Here is a 15,238-nt window from a genome sequence, read left to right on the forward strand (position 1 = left end):
GGGCTTGCCCCGCGATGACATCACGAATGTCGGACCACCCGCCGCCGGCAATCCTCCGGCCGCACCTCCCGCCCATCCCGGGCCCGCACCTGCAGCGTCTCCAGGCCCTGGCCACGATCATCGACCAGCTGCGAGCGTGATTCCCCCGCCGTGAACAGGTAGCGCTCCCCCCACTGACGCAAGCCGATCACGATCGGAAACACCGAGCGCCCCCGTTCGGTCAGCACATATTCCTTGTAGGCACTGCCATCCGAGGCCGGCTGCTGCACCAGTAGCTCAGCCTCCACCAGCAGCTTCAAGCGCGAAGCGAGGATGTTCTTCGCCAGCCCCAGGTTCTTCTGCAATTCGCTGAAGCGGCGCAGGCCGTCAAAGGCATCGCGCAGGATCATCAGCGCCCAGCGGTCGCCGAGCACCTCCAAGGCGCGGGCCACAGGGCATTGCTGGTTGTTCTCGTCGAGCATGGCGCGATCCTTGGGTGTCTATCTGGTTGCAGAATAAAACTACCTTTGTTAAAAGGCCAGTCATGTGGTTTTAAATTGAAACCGGAATTGAAAGGGAGTCTTCGATGTCGACGCTCACCCGTGGATTGACGTTGTTGTTGGCCGCCACCTGCGCCCTGGCCGTGGCCACGGTGTATCTCGCCCAGCCGCTGCTGGAGTCGATGGCGGCGAGCCTTGGGGTGAGTAGCGCCCGCGCCGGCCTGGTAGTGGGGATGACCCAGGCCGGCTATGCCTTGGGGTTGCTGCTGATCGTGCCGCTGGGGGATCTGCTCGATCGCAAGCGGCTGATCCTCGGCCAGTTGCTGGTCTCGTCCGGCGCCTTGCTGGCCGTGGCCTTTGCCGTGAACTGGGCCGTGCTGCTGGCCGCAATGGCCCTGGTCGGCCTGGCCGCGGTGGTGGTGCAGGTGATGGTGGCGCATGCCGCCACATTGGCCACGCCCGCCGAACAAGGGCAGGCGGTGGGTACGGTGACCAGCGGCGTGGTGCTGGGCATCCTCTCGGCGCGCCTGGTATCGGGCGCGGTAGCCGACCTGCTCGGTTGGCAGGGTGTGTATGGCGTGGCGGCGGTGCTTGCACTGGCAATGGCGGGGCTGCTCGCCTGGCGCTTGCCCGCCGCCAGGCCGCAGGGGCCGGGGCAGCGCTATCGGGCGTTGCTGGCATCGGTGCTGCGGCTGTATCGACATGACCGCCTGCTGCGTCAGCGCGGTCTGTTCGCAGTGCTGGTGTTCGCGGCGTTCAGTGTGCTGTGGAGTGCGATGGTGTTGCCCTTGAGCGCCGCGCCACTGGCGCTGGATCACACGCAAGTCGGGCTGTTCGGGCTGGCCGGCGTGGCGGGGGCGCTGGCGGCAGCGCGTGCCGGGCGTCTGGCCGATAAGGGGCATGGACGGCGGGTGACTGGCTGGGCGTTGGGCCTGCTGACCCTGTCGTGGCTACCCATCGCCTGCCTTGAGCAGTCATTGCTGGCGTTGGTAATCGGGATTCTGATGCTGGACCTGGCCGTGCAGGCGGTGCACGTGACCAACCAGAGTCTGCTGCTGGTGGGGCGCGGCGAGATGGCGAGCCGGCTGATCGGCGCCTACATGTGCTGCTATTCGATCGGTAGTGGGGTGGGGGCGGTCGTGGCGACCTGGGTGTACGGACAGTGGGGATGGGTGGCGGTGAGCGGGGTCGGGGCGGGGATAAGCGCGCTAGCCTGGGGCTACTGGGGGTATCTCTGGAGTGTCGAGACGATGCATGGCGGGCCCGCTCCGGAGGGAGCAGGCCTGCCTGCGAATCAGAACTTGTAGCCGATACCGACCATGTAGACCCACGGATCGACATCGACGTCGACCTTGGTCTTGCCCACGCCCAGGGCGCTCGGGCCGTCGATGCTGGCCTTGGTGTCGATGTCGACGTACCAGACCGCGGCGTTGAGCAGCAGGTTGTCGGTGAGCATGTAGTCCATGCCCAGCTGGCCGGCGATGCCGACCGAGTCCTTCAGCTTCATGTTGCTGAAGCCCTGGGCCTTGCGGTCGCTGGTCAGGTCTTCATCGAAGAACATCGTGTAGTTGATGCCCACGCCAGCGTACGGCTGGAACTTCGAGGACGGCGCCATCGGGTAGTACTGCAGCGACAGGGTCGGCGGCAGTTGCTTGATGTCGGCCAGCTTGCCGTCCAGGCCCGGGCCGAGGCCCTTGACGCCGACTTTGTGCTGGAACGGGGTGGCGGCCAGCAGCTCGAGGCCGATGTGGTCGGTGAGCATGTAGGCGAAGGCCAGGCCCAGCTGGGTGTCGCTGTCCAGGGTCGCCTTGGTGCCCGAGACCTTGGCGCCGTCGAGCTTGATGTCGCCGCTGTTCTCGTTGGGCGCGGTGGTGATGGCGCCGGCGCGGAGGATGAAATCCCCCGCCTGGTGGGCGTGGGCGACAGGGGCTGCAAGCGCCAACGCGACGAGCGAGGCACCGAGCAAGGACTTGTTCATGGAAGCTCCCAGAGGACGTGAGTAATCGAGTAGTCCAATGGTACGAAGCTGACTAAACAGAAAGTTTGACCCAGCTCAAAGAAGCCGTGCTATCGGGGTGACGCAGTGCTCACTTCAGCTCATAAGCGTAGATTTTCTCTGCTTCCATCTGGTAACCGGCATCCGCCAGCTCGCTGCTGCTGGCCTTGACCTGCATCGTCCCCTCGATCCAGTAGGGCTGGTAAAGGTCTTCGATGCGCACGCCCATCTCGCTGAAGATATGCACGATCTGGTTCGACGGCGGTGGCGGCACATGGATGCAGGCGCCGTAGTAGGGCACCAGGAGGAACTCGGTGGTGCGGCCTTCCTCGCTGACCTCCAGCGGCACGATGTAGCCGGGGATCTTCACCTGCTGGCCGTCCAGGGTTTTCACCACCGGCGCGTTGGGCGCCTGCTGGCGGGCGGCGGGGGCGGCCTCGGCGGACAGCGCGTCGCTGATCTGCGACAGGTCGTGCAGGGGCGTCAGTTGTGGCGGGATGACCGGCGCGCCCTCGGGGATCAGGGCAGGCCAGTCCAGTTCGCGTGGGTCGGTGGCCCAGGCTGGCAGTGAGAACAGCAGCAGTGCCACGAGCAGTACCCTGGCGTGGGAGCGGGCTTGCCCCGCGATCACCGGCAGAGCCGGTGCCAGGTGTCGAGATGTCTGCTTCACGGGGCAAGCCCGCTCCCACGCAGAGACGCCGAACACGTTCTCTGGGGCTGCGAGACAGGCAGCGAGGATTCGGATCATTGGCATTTCTCAGAGATGAATCGACAAACCATCGGCCAGCGACTGCCGATAGGCGCGCCAGGCCGGCACGCTACCCATCAGCAGTGCCGCGCCGAGGATGATGGCCAGCAAGGTCCACTCGTGGGCGCTCGGCCAGGCCAGTGGCAGGTATAGCCCATAGTTGGCCTGTACATAGCCTTGGGCCAGGGCGATGCCCGCGTACAGCAACCCCAGGCCGGCGGCGATGCCCGCCAGTGCCAGGGCCAGCGCCTCGAGCACCAGCAGCCCGGCGATGTGCCAGGGACGGGCGCCCACCGAACGCAGGATGGCCATTTCCCGGCGGCGCTCGTTGAGGCTGGTGAGAATGGCCGTAAGCATGCCGATCAGGCCGGTGAGCACGACGAACAGCGACACCACGAACAAGGCCTGCTCCGCCGTGCCCATCAGGCTCCACAGCTCCTGCAGGGCCACGCCGGGCAGGATCGCCAGCAGCGGTTCGGCGCGGTACTCGTTGATTTCGCGCTGCAGGCTGAAGGTGGCGATTTTGCTGTTGAGCCCGAGCATGAAGGCGGTGATGGCGGCAGGCTGCAGATCCATGGTGCGGGCCTGCTCGGCGCTGATGCGCCCGGCGCCACGGGCCGGCACGCCGTTGTGCCAGTCGATGTGGATCGCCTCCATGCCGGCCAGGCTGATGTGCAGGGTACGGTCCACCGGAGTGCCGGTGCGCTCGAGCACGCCGACCACGGTGAACGGCTTGTCGTCATGCTTGACCAGGCTGATGGCGGCTACACCATGCGCCAGCACCAGCTTGTCGCCGAGCTTGTAGTGCAGCGCCTCGGCCACTTCGGCGCCGAGCACCACCTCGAACGGATCGTCGGCGAACGCCCGGCCCTGGTCGAGTGCCAGGTGCTGGCGGCGGCCGAACTGGTAATGGCTGAAGTAGTCGGTGGTGGTGCCCATCACCCGGTAGCCACGGTGCGAGTCGCCCAGGGAGATGGGGATCGCCCATTTCACCCGCGGGTCGCTGGCGTAGTGCTGGTAGCTGTCCCAACGGATGTTGTTGGTGGCGTTGCCGATGCGGAACACCGAGTACAGCAGCAGGTTCACCGACCCCGAGCGGGCGCCGACGATCAGGTCGGTGCCGCTGATGGTGCTGGCGAAGCTGGCGCGGGCCTCGGTGCGCACCCGCTCGACGGCCAGCAGCAGGCACACCGACAGGGCGATGGCAAAGGCGGTGAGCAGTGCGGTGAAACGGCGGTTGGCCAGGCTGGCCAGGGCAAGGCGAAGCAGGTACATCAGGCCTCCCGGGGCTTGGCGGCGCGGTTGAGCTCGGCCAGGGACAGGTGCCGGTCGAACAGCGGCGCCAGGCTCTGGTCATGGCTGACGAACAGCAGGCTGGCGCCGGCGTCGCGGCACTCGTCGAACAGCAGGCGGATGAAGGCCTCGCGGGTATCGGCGTCGAGGGCCGAGGTGGGCTCGTCGGCGATCACCAGCTCGGGCTGACCGATCAGCGCCCGTGCTGCGGCAACCCGCTGCTGCTGGCCGATCGACAGGCTGTCGGCGCGGCGGGCGAGCAGGGTCGGGTCGTCCAGGCCCAGGTGAGCGAGCAGTTGGGCAGCGGCCTGGTCGATGCTGCCATGGCGCTGGGCGGCGCGGGCCGCGCGGCTTTTCGAGAAGCGGCAGGGCAGCTCGACATTCTCCCGCACCGACAGGAACGGCAGCAGGTTGAACTGCTGGAAGATGTAGCCGGTGTGATCGACCCGGAAGCGGTCGCGCGCGCCCTGGCCCAGGCTCGCGAGGTCCTGGCCAAGCAGGCGGATGCTGCCTTGCCCAGGGCGGTTGACGCCGCCCAGCAGGCCGAGCAGGGTGGTCTTGCCGCTGCCGCTGGGGCCCTTGAGGAACAGCGCCTCGCCGGGCTCCAGGCGAAATGCAGGGATTTCCAGCAGCGGCGCCTGGCCGGGCCAGGCGAACACCAGGTCATGCAGTTCGATCAGCGGCTGGTTCATTCAGAACGCGACCACGGCCTTGGCGGGGGTGGCCTCGATGCCTTTCTGGCCGTTGGGGCCGATCAGTTGCACGTTGATCTTCTGGGTCTGCGGGAAGGTCTTGAACAGCGGGCCGAGATCGATCTGGGTGAGTTTGCCCGGGGTGGCGCAGGTCAGCTGATAGTGGGCGTTGACGTCGGCGTGGGCGTGGGCGTGACCGTGCTCATGACTGTCGCCATCCTCGTCGGTTTGGGCGGCGTCACCGAACAGCGGGCTTTCCAGCTCCTGGGCGTCTTCCTTGCAACCGGCGGCCGGGGCAACGCCAAACAGTTTCAGGGGCTGTTCGAGCTGTTGGCGGGCAGCGGTGACCTTGGCCTTGTCGGCATCGCTGCTGGCCACGTGCTCGAAGCCGACGATGTTCATCGCCGGGCTGTCCAGTTCCAGTTCGAGGGTGTTGCCGTCGAGCACCGCATTGAGCTTGGCCACGCCATGCTCGTGGGCGCCGAGGGTGCCATGGTCATGATCGTGGTCGTCGTGGGCATGGGCCACGGCCAGGGGCAGCAGGGCGAAGGGCAGGGCGAGCAACAGACGACGCATGGACGGCTCCACAGGCGGCTTGGAAAGATTTTGTGATGTTATAACAATTTTTCTTTGCCCCGCCAGCCTGCCTGGCACAGGTTTCATGTTCGTGGGAGCATGGCGGCATCGAGACTGGAGGCAGGGTACCTATCGTGAGAATTCGTGGACAGATCGGTGAATGGCCGGTGGACCTGACCGTTGAACTGGCGCCGGAAGAGTGGGCGCAGCTGGGACGTCGGCTGGAGGTGCCGGCGTCTGTCGAGGTGGTGCCGGTCACCGGCAGCCCAGCGCCTCGGCAGGATGACGGGCAATGGGCGGCGGCGCGAGAAGTGCTGCGCCAGGCGGGTCAGATGAGTGGGCCGGAGCTTCTGGAGCGCCTGGAAGGGCTGGCCGGAAGCGTGGCGGCGGGCAAGCGGCTGCTGGTGCGCTTGCGCCACAGCAGTGAGGTGAAGGTGGAAAGCGGCGTGGATGCGCCGGTGTATCGCTGGGTGGGATGAGGGGGCTGCAAAGCAGCCCCAGCAGCCTCAGAACAGCGCAGCAGAGAGCTTGCGGCGATACACACTGACCAGCGGATGAGCGTTGCCCAGCAGTTCGAACACCTGCAGCAGCGCCTTCTGCGGCAAGCCGTTCTCGTAGGCACGGTTGCGCTGGAACAGCTTCAGCAGCCCATCCATCGCGGCCTCGTACTGTTGGCGCGCCAGCTGCTGGATGCACAGCTGGTAGGCTGCCTCGTCGTCCTGCGGGTTTTGCGCCAGGCGGCTCTTCAGCTCGGCGGCTTCCGGCAGGCTGGCGGCCTGGCGCAGGAAGGTCAGCTGGGCCTTGGCGCCGGCCAGGGCGGCCTTGTGCTCGTCGGTCTTGACCGCGTCGAGTACCACCTGGGCCTCGCCCAGCTCGCCGCGCTCGGCCAGGCAGCGGGCATAGAGGATCAGTGCCTCGGCATTGCTGTTGTCTTCACCCAGCAGCACCTGCAACAGGGCTTCGGCTTCGCTGAAGCGGCTTTCGGCGAACAGCGCCTTGGCCTGCTCCAGCGGCGCGGCGGCGGGCGGCGCGGGCATCTGCACATGGGGTTCGAGCATGGCGCGGATGGCCGACTCGGGTTGCGCGCCGGCGAAACCGTCGACCGGCTGGCCGTCCTTGAACAGCACCACGGTCGGCAGGCTGCGGATGCCGAACTGGGCGACGACCTGCTGCTCGACGTCGCAGTTGATCTTGGCCAGCAGCAGTTCGCCCTGATAACCCTCGGTAATCTTCGCCAGCAGCGGCATCAGCGCCTTGCACGGCGCGCACCACTCGGCCCAGAAGTCGACCAGCACCGGCTTGTGGAAGGAGTTCTCGATGACCAGTTGCTGGAAGTTGGCATCGGTGGCATCGAAGATGTACGGCACATCTTTGTTATCAGAAGCTTGGCTCATCGCAACTCTCGCAAATCCGTGAATACCCCCACTATAAGGGCTCGCGGCTGGCATGGTACAGGCTGACCCGGCGGAATTCGTGCGGCTCGGCCAGATCCGGCAGGGTCAGCGCCTCGAGCACGCCGAGCGGGCGGTATAGCGGGTGGCTGAAATCGCGCACCCGCGAATCGGCCACCAGCGCCTGGCGACCACGGCTGAGGAATTCGTCCAGCAGCGGCAGGTTGGCGCGGTCGTAGAGCACATCGGCGACCAGGATCAGGTCGAAGCGGTCGGCCTCGGCGAAGAAATCGCTGCTGTAATTCAGCGTCACACCGTTCAGCGCGGCGTTGGCGCGACAGGCGTCCAGGGCCAGCGGATCGAGGTCGCAGGCCACCACCTCCAGCGCGCCGGCCCGGGCGGCGGCGATCCCGGCGATGCCGGAGCCGGCGCCGAAATCCAGCACGCGCTTGCCGCGCACCCACTGCGGGTGCTCGGCCAAGTAGCGCGCCATGGCCAGGCCGCTGGCCCAGCAGAAACTCCAGTAGGGCGGCTCCTCGAGAATGCGCCGGGTTTCCTCGCGGGTGAATTCGCGGTCCATGTTCTGGTCGTCGATCAACCAGAGTGTCAGGTCGCACCCGGGCAGTTCGCTGACGATCAGCCGCGCTTCGCCGATCAGGCCGCTCAGGGCCTGTTGCAGGATTGCCGGGGCCATCTAGGGTGCCTTTTCGAAACGCAGCGGGCCGGTGGCCTGGGTTTGGGCCTGGGCAATGCGAACCGGTGGCAGGTGCAGGATCAGCTGGCCGGAGCGGCTGGCGCGGCCGCGCAGTTCGACCCGGGCCCCGACGGGGAAGGCTTCGGGGTTGAAGCGCAGGCGGTAGGGCAGGGCCTGGCCGGTGCCGTTCAGGGTGCTGCTGGCCAGCAGTTGCTGTGGCCGGCCACGCTCGTCGATCACCAGCAGGGCCAGCTCCACGTCGGCACCCGCCGGGATTTCCAGCAGGGTGCCGCTCAGCTCGCGCTGGTAGGCTGGCAGCGGGCCCAGGGGTTCGGTTTTCTTCGCCACCTTGGCCGGCACCGGGGCCGGGGCCTGTTCCGGCTTGGGGCGGTCGCTGCCGCAGGCGGCGAGCAGGGCGGCGCAACACAGCACGACGAGCGCTCGAGGGTGCATGGGGTAGTCCTTCACGGGCAGATTTGCATGGATGGTAAACCCTTTGGCTTGTCTTGCCAGTGCAATGCGCTACCATGGCCCTCCCTTTTTTTGTTGCCTGCCACCATGCACTGTCCGTTTTGCGGTGCCAACGACACCAAGGTCATCGACTCGCGTCTGGTCGCCGAGGGCGAACAGGTGCGTCGCCGGCGCGAATGCGTCGCCTGCGGCGAGCGCTTCACTACCTTTGAAACCGCCGAGCTGGTCCTGCCCCGGCTGATCAAGCAGGACGGCACGCGCCAGCCCTTCGACGAAGACAAGCTGCGCGCCGGCATGCAGCGCGCGCTGGAAAAGCGCCCGGTCAGCGTCGAGCGCCTGGAAGCGGCGCTGGCGCACATCAAGAGCCGCCTGCGCGCCACCGGTGAACGCGAAGTGAAGTCGCTGGTGGTCGGTGAGATGGTGATGGCCGAGCTGCGCAAGCTCGACGAGGTGGCCTACATCCGTTTCGCCTCGGTCTACCGGCGGTTCCAGGACCTCGACGAATTCCGCGAAGAAATCGACCGCCTGGCCCGCGAGCCGGCTAAAGAGTAAGCATGTCCAGCCAAGCCATTCTCGACGCCCACTTCATGGCCCGCGCCGTGGAACTGGCCCGCAAGGGCCTGTACAGCACCCACCCCAACCCCCGCGTGGGTTGCGTGATCGTGCGTGACGGCGAGGTGGTCGGCGAAGGCTGGCATGTGCGCGCCGGCGAGCCCCACGCTGAGGTCCATGCCTTGCGCCAGGCCGGCGAGCGTGCCCGCGGCGCCTGTGCCTACGTCACCCTTGAGCCCTGCAGCCACCATGGCCGTACGCCGCCGTGCGCCGAGGCGCTGGTCAAGGCCGGGGTGGCGCGAGTGGTGGCGGCCATGCAGGACCCCAATCCGCAAGTGGCCGGCAATGGCCTGCGGCGTTTGCGCGAAGCCGGCATCGAAGTCGCCAGCGGCGTGCTCGAGGCCGAGGCCCGCGCGCTCAACCCGGGGTTCCTCAAACGCATGGAGCAGGGCCTGCCGTTCGTGCGCGCCAAGCTGGCCATGAGCCTGGACGGCCGCACTGCCATGGCCAGCGGCGAAAGCCAGTGGATCACCGGCCCTGCGGCGCGTGCCGCGGTGCAGCGCCTGCGCGCCCGTTCCAGCGTGGTACTGACCAGCGCCGAGAGTGTGCTGTTCGACCAGGCCCGCATGACCGTGCGCGGCGAGGAACTGGGCCTGGATGACGCCCTCACCGCCCTGGCCCTGTCGCGCCCGCCGTTGCGCGTGCTGGTCGACGGGCGCCTGCGCCTGCCGCTGGACGCGCCGTTCTTCCAGGCCGGCCCGGCGCTGGTGGTGACCGCCGCCGGTGAAGACCCGCGCTACGCGGCCGCCGGCCATGAACTGATCAACCTGCCCGGCAGCGAGGGTCGCGTCGACCTGCCGGCACTGCTGCGCACCCTGGCCGGGCGCGGGGTCAACGAAATCCTGCTGGAGGCCGGCGCCGGCCTGGTCGGCGCCTTCGCCCGCCAGGGCCTGGTCGACGAGTACCAGCTGTTCGTCGCCGGCACCTTCCTCGGCTCCGACGCCCGTCCGTTGCTGGACTGGCCGCTGTCGAAAATGAGCGAGGCGCCGCGACTGAAGATCACCGAAATGCGCGCGGTCGGCGATGACTGGCGAGTCACTGCCATCCCCCTGCCGCCCCCCGGCGTATAATGCCAGGCTTGCCTCGCGCAGCCCGTATCTAGGAGAACACCATGTTCACCGGCATCATCGAATCCATCGGCACCATCCGCAGCCTCACCCCCAAGGGCGGTGACGTGCGCGTCTACGTAGAGACCGGCAAGCTCGACCTGGGCGACGTCAAGCTCGGCGACAGCATCGCGGTCAACGGCGTGTGCCTGACCGCCGTCGAGCTGCCCGGCGACGGCTTCTGGGCCGACGTCAGCGTCGAGACCCTCAAACGCACCGCCATGGTCGATCTCAAGAGCGGCAGCCGGGTCAACCTGGAAAAGGCCCTGACCCCCACCACCCGCCTGGGCGGCCACCTGGTCAGCGGCCACGTCGACGGCGTCGGCGAGATCGTCTCGCGCGCCGATAACGCCCGCGCCATCCAGTTTCGCGTGCGCGCGCCCAAGGAGCTGGCCAAGTACATCGCCCACAAGGGCTCGATCACCGTCGACGGCACCAGCCTGACGGTCAACGAAGTCGATGGCGCCGAGTTCGAGCTGACCATCGTCCCGCACACCCTGTCCGAAACCATCATGGCCGACTACCGCGCAGGGCGTCGGGTGAACCTTGAGGTCGACCTGCTGGCCCGTTACCTGGAGCGTCTGCTGCTGGGCGACAAGGCCGCCGAGCCGAGCAAAGGCAGTGGCATCACCGAAAGCTTCCTGGCCGCCAACGGCTTCTTGAAATCCTGATTGAGAAGGGGGTGCCGCGTGGCGCTCAACAGCATCGAAGAACTGGTCGAAGACATCCGCCAGGGCAAAATGGTCATCCTCATGGATGACGAAGACCGCGAGAACGAAGGCGACATCATCATGGCGGCCGAGTGCTGCCTGCCCGAGCACATCAACTTCATGGCCAAGCACGCCCGTGGCCTGATCTGCATGCCGATGACCCGCGAGCGCTGCGAGACGCTCAAGCTGCCGCTGATGGCGCCGCGCAACGGCTCGGGCTTCGGCACCAAGTTCACCGTGTCGATCGAGGCCGCCGAAGGCGTCACCACCGGCATCTCCGCCGCCGACCGCGCCCGCACCGTGCAGGCCGCCGCCGCCAAGGACGCCAAGGCCGAGGACATCGTCAGCCCCGGCCACATCTTCCCGCTGATGGCCCAGCCCGGCGGTACCCTGGCCCGCGCCGGCCACACCGAGGCCGCCTGCGACCTGGCGCGCATGGCCGGCTTCGAGCCGAGCGGGGTGATCTGCGAGGTGATGAACGACGACGGCACCATGTCGCGCCGCGCCGAGCTGGAAGTGTTCGCCGCCGAGCACGGCCTGAAGATCGGCACCATCGCCGACCTGATCCACTACCGCATGATCCACGAGCGCACCGTGCAGCGCGTCTCCGAGCAGCCGATCGAGAGCGAGCTGGGCCAGTTCAACCTGGTCACCTACCGCGACGCGGTGGAAGGCGACGTGCACATGGCCCTGACCCTGGGCAAGATCTGCGCCGAAGAGCCGACCCTGGTGCGGGTGCACAACATGGACCCGCTGCGCGACCTGCTGATGGTCAAGCAGCCGGGCCGCTGGAGCCTGCGCGCGGCCATGAGCGCCGTGGCCGAGGCCGGCAGCGGCGTGGTGCTGCTGCTGGGCCACCCGCTGGACGGCGACGTGCTGCTGGCGCATATCCGCGAGAGCGCGGGCGATGCCCCGGCGAAAGCGCCGACCACCTACAGCACCGTCGGTGCCGGTTCGCAGATCCTGCGCGACCTCGGCGTGCGCAAGATGCGCCTGATGAGTTCGCCGATGAAGTTCAATGCGATATCCGGATTCGATCTGGAAGTTGTAGAATACGTGCCCTCCGAGTGACTTGAGGCGGCCTGATCGCCCATAGACTCGAGTCAAAACCCTCCCGAGGCCGCCACAGCGCGGCCTCGCTCTTGAAGATGAGAACTCCGGAATGACCCTGAAGACCATCGAAGGTACCTTCATCGCCCCCAAAGGTCGCTATGCTTTGGTGGTTGGCCGCTTCAACAGCTTCGTCGTCGAAAGCCTGGTAAGCGGTGCAGTCGATGCCCTGGTACGCCACGGCGTCAGCGAAAGCGACATCACCATCATCCGTGCCCCGGGCGCGTTCGAAATCCCGCTGGTAGCGCAGAAAGTCGCCCAGCAGGGTGCTTATGACGCGATCATCGCCCTGGGCGCAGTGATCCGTGGCGGTACCCCGCACTTCGAATACGTGGCGGGCGAGTGCACCAAGGGCCTGGCCCAGGTGTCCATGGAGTTCGGTGTTCCGGTGGCCTTCGGCGTCCTGACCGTCGACTCCATCGAGCAGGCCATCGAGCGTTCCGGCACCAAGGCCGGCAACAAAGGTGCCGAAGCTGCCCTGTCGGCCCTGGAAATGGTCAGTCTGCTGGCGCAGTTGGAGGCCAAGTGATTAGCGACGAAAGCGATCGTTTCAACCCGCGCGATCCAAAACCTGCGGATGCCGGCAAGCCCTCGAAGAGCGCCAAGCGTCGCGAAGCCCGCAAGCTCGCCACGCAAGCGCTCTACCAGTGGCACATGGCCAAGCACTCGCTGAACGAAGTGGAAGCGCAGTTCCGGGTCGATAACGATTTCTCCGATGTCGACGGTGCCTACTTCCGCGAGATCCTGCACGGGGTCCCGGCGAAGAAGGTCGAGATCGACGAGGCGCTCAAGCCTTGCCTGGACACGCCGCTGGAAGAACTCGACCCGGTCGAGCTGGCCGTGCTGCGCCTGTCCACCTGGGAGTTCATGATGCGCGTCGACGTGCCGTACCGCGTCGTCATCAACGAAGGCGTGGAACTGGCCAAAGTCTTCGGCGCCACCGACGGCCACAAGTTCGTCAACGGCGTGCTGGACAAGCTGGCTCCGCGTCTGCGTGAAGCGGAAGTCAAGGCAAACAAGCGCTGATCGCGGCGCTGACCAGCCATGGGTGAGTTCGAGCTGATCCGTCACTACTTCGCCGCCGCGCCTTGTGCGCAGGGTGGCGAGGGCGTGGCCCTGGGGATCGGCGATGACTGTGCCCTGCTGGACCTGCCCGCCGGCGAGCAGCTGGCGATCTCCACCGACACGCTGGTGGCCGCTGTGCATTTCCCTGCGGTCTGCGACCCGCTGCTGTTGGGCCAGCGTTCGCTCGCCGTGGCGGCCAGCGACCTGGCGGCAATGGGCGCCACGCCCATCGGCTTCACCCTCGCCCTGACCCTGCCCGAATTCGGCCCGGACTGGCTGGCAGCCTTCGCCGATGGCCTCGGCCGCATGGCCCACCGTTGCCGCATGACCTTGATCGGCGGTGACACCACCCGTGGGCCGCTGAGCATCACCGTGACCGTGTTCGGCCGGGTACCGGCAGGCCAAGCCCTGCGCCGCAGCGGCGCGCAGCCGGGCGACCTGCTGTGCGTCGGTGGTTTCCTGGGCAACGCAGCGGGGGCCTTGCCGCTGGTGCTGGGTGAGCGCGAGGCGGCTGCCGAGGTGGCCGGCCCGCTGCTGGAGCACTACTGGTCGCCCTTGCCCCAGTTGCCGCTGGGCGAGCGCCTGCGCGGCCTGGCCACGGCGGCACTGGATATCTCCGACGGCCTGCTGGCCGACTGCGGGCATATTGCCAAGGCGTCCGGCGTCGCGCTGGAGGTGAACCTGGCGCAGGTCCCCGTGTCTGCTCCTTTACAGGCTTTCCTTGGGCGCGAGGCGGCAGTGCAGGCGGCGCTCACTGGCGGCGACGACTACGTGCTGGCCTTCACCCTGCCGGAAAGCGCACTGACCTCCCTGGCCCGCGAGGTGCACGTCATCGGGCGTGTGCTGCAAGGCCAGGGCGTGACCCTGCGTGACCCGCAGGGCCAGGACATCACCCCCGTGCAGCGGGGCTATCAACATTTCAGGGAGACACCGTGACCGACCACCCCAACCAGGTGCCTGCGGAGTTCGTTCCGCCTTCGGTCTGGCGCAACCCGTGGCACTTCATCGCCTTTGGCTTCGGCTCCGGCACCCTGCCCAAGGCCCCCGGTACCTGGGGTTCGCTGGTGGCGCTGCCGTTCATCCCGTTGTGGCAGATGCTGCCCGACTGGGGCTACTGGCTGCTGCTGGGCATCAGCATGCTGTTCGGCGTGTGGCTGTGCGGCAAGGTGGCCAACGACTTGCGCGTGCACGATCACGAGGGCATTGTCTGGGACGAGATCGTCGGCATGTGGATCACCCTGTGGCTGGTGCCGGAAGGCTGGCAGTGGCTGCTGGCGGGGTTCCTGATGTTCCGCTTCTTCGACATCCTCAAGCCGTGGCCGATCCGCTGGGTCGATCGCCATGTGCATGGTGGGTTCGGGATCATGCTCGACGATATCCTGGCCGGCGTGTTCGCCTGGCTGGGCATGCAGGTTCTGGTGTGGGCGGTAGCCTGATACAGGGAGCGTTGCGATGGCCTTGAGGAGTGTGTTGCTGGCGTGGGTGCTGCTCTGGGCGGCACCCGGCGTCATGGCCCAGGAACAGCAGGTGCGCCTGGTCAGCGAGGAGTGGCTCGACTACACCAACGCCGATGGCAGCGGGTTGGCCTGGGACGTGCTGCGCAAGGTGTTCGAGCCGGCCGGCGTCAAGGTCAAGGTGCTGAGCGCGCCGTACAGCCGCTCGGTCGGCCTGGTGAAGCGGGGCGAGGCTGATGCCTGGGTTGGCTCCTACAAGGAAGAGAACGACGACAATCTCTATCCGCGCTGGCATTTCGACATGGACCATATCTATGCCCTGGGCCTGGCCGGCAAGCCGCAGCCCACGCTGGACACCATCGGCCAGTACCGCCTGGCCTGGGTGCGTGGCTATGACTACGCCAGCTACCTGCCCAACGTTCACAATTTCCGTGAGGTACAGCGTCGCGAAGGGATCCTGCCCATGCTCGAGCATGACCGGGTGGATTTCTACATCGATGCACAGACCGAGGTCGAGTACGTGCTCGGTCAGGCGCCCGAGCCCCAGCGTTTTCGCAGCATCCATGTCGCCGAGCTGCCGCTGTACCTGGCCTTCACCCGCAGTGCGCAGGGCGAGGCCTTGCGTGACCTGTTCGACCGGCGTATGGCGCAACTGGTGCGAAGCGGTGAGTTGAAGCCGATCTTCGAGCGCTGGAAGCAGCCGTATCCGTTTACCAGTGACAGTCAGCCTCACTGAGTAGAGGGGCGTGGGAGCGGCGCCCGCAACACCATAAGCATCGAACTTTTCGATCTTAAGCCACCATATTCCTCCTGCGCACCTGCGCCGGGCTGCTGATACAAT

At 66.9% G+C, this 15,238-nt stretch carries 20 protein-coding genes; 11 read left to right on the forward strand and 9 right to left on the reverse strand.

The window, feature by feature from the left end; all coding sequences use genetic code 11:
- Nucleotides 1-20 precede the first annotated feature (20 nt).
- Nucleotides 21-461: a winged helix-turn-helix transcriptional regulator gene (locus HU751_RS18135; protein WP_062575347.1), complete on the reverse strand. Its 441-nt coding sequence runs from the start codon at nt 459-461 to the stop codon at nt 21-23.
- A gap of 104 nt (nt 462-565) precedes the next feature.
- Between HU751_RS18135 and HU751_RS18140 the strand changes: the two genes are divergently transcribed.
- Nucleotides 566-1,786: an MFS transporter gene (locus tag HU751_RS18140; protein WP_186734250.1), complete on the forward strand. Its 1,221-nt coding sequence runs from the start codon at nt 566-568 to the stop codon at nt 1,784-1,786.
- Here HU751_RS18140 and HU751_RS18145 read toward each other — a convergent pair.
- From HU751_RS18145 to HU751_RS18165, 5 genes are all read right to left on the reverse strand, one after another.
- Complete coding sequence (locus HU751_RS18145) at nt 1,774-2,457, reverse strand: OmpW/AlkL family protein (RefSeq protein WP_028690266.1); 684 nt, start codon at nt 2,455-2,457, stop codon at nt 1,774-1,776. The two genes, HU751_RS18140 and HU751_RS18145, sit on opposite strands and share 13 nt — an antisense overlap.
- Nucleotides 2,458-2,566: 109 nt before the next feature.
- The gene (locus tag HU751_RS18150) at nt 2,567-3,103 is read right to left on the reverse strand and encodes a DUF3299 domain-containing protein (RefSeq protein WP_186734306.1); all 537 of its coding nucleotides are present in this window, start codon (nt 3,101-3,103) and stop codon (nt 2,567-2,569) included.
- A gap of 129 nt (nt 3,104-3,232) precedes the next feature.
- Nucleotides 3,233-4,498, reverse strand: coding sequence for an ABC transporter permease (locus HU751_RS18155; protein WP_110738037.1), 1,266 nt, complete (start codon nt 4,496-4,498; stop codon nt 3,233-3,235).
- Entirely contained in the window at nt 4,498-5,208 is a 711-nt protein-coding gene (locus HU751_RS18160; protein ID WP_186734251.1) for an ABC transporter ATP-binding protein, read from the reverse strand. Before HU751_RS18160 ends, HU751_RS18155 begins: the two co-directional genes overlap by 1 nt.
- Complete coding sequence (locus tag HU751_RS18165) at nt 5,209-5,784, reverse strand: DUF2796 domain-containing protein (RefSeq protein WP_186734252.1); 576 nt, start codon at nt 5,782-5,784, stop codon at nt 5,209-5,211.
- Nucleotides 5,785-5,918: 134 nt separating this feature from the next.
- Between HU751_RS18165 and HU751_RS18170 the strand changes: the two genes are divergently transcribed.
- Nucleotides 5,919-6,263, forward strand: a complete 345-nt coding sequence (locus tag HU751_RS18170) for a hypothetical protein (protein WP_186734253.1) — start codon at nt 5,919-5,921, stop codon at nt 6,261-6,263.
- A 27-nt stretch (nt 6,264-6,290) separates the two neighbouring features.
- Here HU751_RS18170 and trxA read toward each other — a convergent pair whose 3' ends face one another.
- From trxA to HU751_RS18185, 3 genes are read right to left on the reverse strand one after another with little or no spacing between them, the layout of a single operon-like run.
- The gene (gene trxA, locus HU751_RS18175) at nt 6,291-7,178 is read right to left on the reverse strand and encodes a thioredoxin (RefSeq protein WP_186734254.1); all 888 of its coding nucleotides are present in this window, start codon (nt 7,176-7,178) and stop codon (nt 6,291-6,293) included.
- A 31-nt stretch (nt 7,179-7,209) separates the two neighbouring features.
- Nucleotides 7,210-7,869, reverse strand: a complete 660-nt coding sequence (locus HU751_RS18180; RefSeq protein ID WP_186734255.1) for a class I SAM-dependent methyltransferase — start codon at nt 7,867-7,869, stop codon at nt 7,210-7,212.
- On the reverse strand, nt 7,870-8,322 hold the full coding sequence (locus HU751_RS18185; RefSeq protein ID WP_186734256.1) for a hypothetical protein: 453 nt from the start codon (nt 8,320-8,322) through the stop codon (nt 7,870-7,872).
- Nucleotides 8,323-8,427: 105 nt separating this feature from the next.
- Here HU751_RS18185 and nrdR point away from each other — a divergent pair, with 105 nt between their 5' ends.
- The 9 genes from nrdR to HU751_RS18230 all read left to right on the forward strand — a co-directional run bounded on the left by nrdR (nt 8,428) and on the right by HU751_RS18230 (nt 15,133).
- Nucleotides 8,428-8,892, forward strand: coding sequence for a transcriptional regulator NrdR (nrdR, locus tag HU751_RS18190; protein WP_009685710.1), 465 nt, complete (start codon nt 8,428-8,430; stop codon nt 8,890-8,892).
- Nucleotides 8,893-8,894: 2 nt separating this feature from the next.
- A complete protein-coding gene (gene ribD, locus HU751_RS18195; RefSeq protein WP_186734257.1) occupies nt 8,895-10,022 on the forward strand; it encodes a bifunctional diaminohydroxyphosphoribosylaminopyrimidine deaminase/5-amino-6-(5-phosphoribosylamino)uracil reductase RibD in 1,128 nt (375 codons plus the stop codon).
- Between the two features lie 41 nt (nt 10,023-10,063).
- Nucleotides 10,064-10,729 carry a riboflavin synthase gene (locus tag HU751_RS18200; RefSeq protein WP_028690276.1) on the forward strand — a complete coding sequence of 222 codons (666 nt, stop codon included), beginning with the start codon at nt 10,064-10,066 and terminating at the stop codon, nt 10,727-10,729.
- 18 nt (nt 10,730-10,747) lie between these two features.
- Nucleotides 10,748-11,839, forward strand: a complete 1,092-nt coding sequence (gene ribBA / locus HU751_RS18205) for a bifunctional 3,4-dihydroxy-2-butanone-4-phosphate synthase/GTP cyclohydrolase II (protein WP_050703586.1) — start codon at nt 10,748-10,750, stop codon at nt 11,837-11,839.
- Between the two features lie 91 nt (nt 11,840-11,930).
- Nucleotides 11,931-12,407: a 6,7-dimethyl-8-ribityllumazine synthase gene (gene ribH / locus HU751_RS18210; RefSeq protein WP_003255395.1), complete on the forward strand. Its 477-nt coding sequence runs from the start codon at nt 11,931-11,933 to the stop codon at nt 12,405-12,407.
- Complete coding sequence (nusB, locus tag HU751_RS18215; protein WP_028690278.1) at nt 12,404-12,904, forward strand: transcription antitermination factor NusB; 501 nt, start codon at nt 12,404-12,406, stop codon at nt 12,902-12,904. Before ribH ends, nusB begins: the two co-directional genes overlap by 4 nt.
- Nucleotides 12,905-12,922: 18 nt before the next feature.
- Nucleotides 12,923-13,879, forward strand: a complete 957-nt coding sequence (gene thiL, locus HU751_RS18220) for a thiamine-phosphate kinase (protein ID WP_186734258.1) — start codon at nt 12,923-12,925, stop codon at nt 13,877-13,879.
- Nucleotides 13,876-14,379, forward strand: coding sequence for a phosphatidylglycerophosphatase A family protein (locus tag HU751_RS18225; RefSeq protein WP_023632630.1), 504 nt, complete (start codon nt 13,876-13,878; stop codon nt 14,377-14,379). Before thiL ends, HU751_RS18225 begins: the two co-directional genes overlap by 4 nt.
- 16 nt (nt 14,380-14,395) lie before the next feature.
- Nucleotides 14,396-15,133 (forward strand): substrate-binding periplasmic protein, encoded by a 738-nt coding sequence (locus HU751_RS18230; protein WP_186734259.1) that lies wholly within the window; start codon nt 14,396-14,398, stop codon nt 15,131-15,133.
- Nucleotides 15,134-15,238 lie beyond the last annotated feature (105 nt).

The sequence above is a fragment of the Pseudomonas peradeniyensis genome, from assembly GCF_014268935.2.
Taxonomy (GTDB): Bacteria; Pseudomonadota; Gammaproteobacteria; order Pseudomonadales; family Pseudomonadaceae; genus Aquipseudomonas; species Aquipseudomonas peradeniyensis.

What these genes read in the sequence shown, in the direction of transcription:
- HU751_RS18135 (WP_062575347.1), bottom strand. Translation starts at nt 461, where the DNA reads ATGCTCGACGAGAACAACCAGCAATGCCCTGTGGCCCGCGCCTTGGAG.
- HU751_RS18140 (WP_186734250.1), top strand. Translation starts at nt 566, where the DNA reads ATGTCGACGCTCACCCGTGGATTGACGTTGTTGTTGGCCGCCACCTGC.
- HU751_RS18145 (WP_028690266.1), bottom strand. Translation starts at nt 2,457, where the DNA reads ATGAACAAGTCCTTGCTCGGTGCCTCGCTCGTCGCGTTGGCGCTTGCA.
- HU751_RS18155 (WP_110738037.1), bottom strand. Translation starts at nt 4,498, where the DNA reads ATGTACCTGCTTCGCCTTGCCCTGGCCAGCCTGGCCAACCGCCGTTTC.
- HU751_RS18160 (WP_186734251.1), bottom strand. Translation starts at nt 5,208, where the DNA reads ATGAACCAGCCGCTGATCGAACTGCATGACCTGGTGTTCGCCTGGCCC.
- HU751_RS18165 (WP_186734252.1), bottom strand. Translation starts at nt 5,784, where the DNA reads ATGCGTCGTCTGTTGCTCGCCCTGCCCTTCGCCCTGCTGCCCCTGGCC.
- trxA (WP_186734254.1), bottom strand. Translation starts at nt 7,178, where the DNA reads ATGAGCCAAGCTTCTGATAACAAAGATGTGCCGTACATCTTCGATGCC.
- HU751_RS18180 (WP_186734255.1), bottom strand. Translation starts at nt 7,869, where the DNA reads ATGGCCCCGGCAATCCTGCAACAGGCCCTGAGCGGCCTGATCGGCGAA.
- HU751_RS18185 (WP_186734256.1), bottom strand. Translation starts at nt 8,322, where the DNA reads ATGCACCCTCGAGCGCTCGTCGTGCTGTGTTGCGCCGCCCTGCTCGCC.
- nrdR (WP_009685710.1), top strand. Translation starts at nt 8,428, where the DNA reads ATGCACTGTCCGTTTTGCGGTGCCAACGACACCAAGGTCATCGACTCG.
- ribD (WP_186734257.1), top strand. Translation starts at nt 8,895, where the DNA reads ATGTCCAGCCAAGCCATTCTCGACGCCCACTTCATGGCCCGCGCCGTG.
- HU751_RS18200 (WP_028690276.1), top strand. Translation starts at nt 10,064, where the DNA reads ATGTTCACCGGCATCATCGAATCCATCGGCACCATCCGCAGCCTCACC.
- ribH (WP_003255395.1), top strand. Translation starts at nt 11,931, where the DNA reads ATGACCCTGAAGACCATCGAAGGTACCTTCATCGCCCCCAAAGGTCGC.
- thiL (WP_186734258.1), top strand. Translation starts at nt 12,923, where the DNA reads ATGGGTGAGTTCGAGCTGATCCGTCACTACTTCGCCGCCGCGCCTTGT.
- HU751_RS18230 (WP_186734259.1), top strand. Translation starts at nt 14,396, where the DNA reads ATGGCCTTGAGGAGTGTGTTGCTGGCGTGGGTGCTGCTCTGGGCGGCA.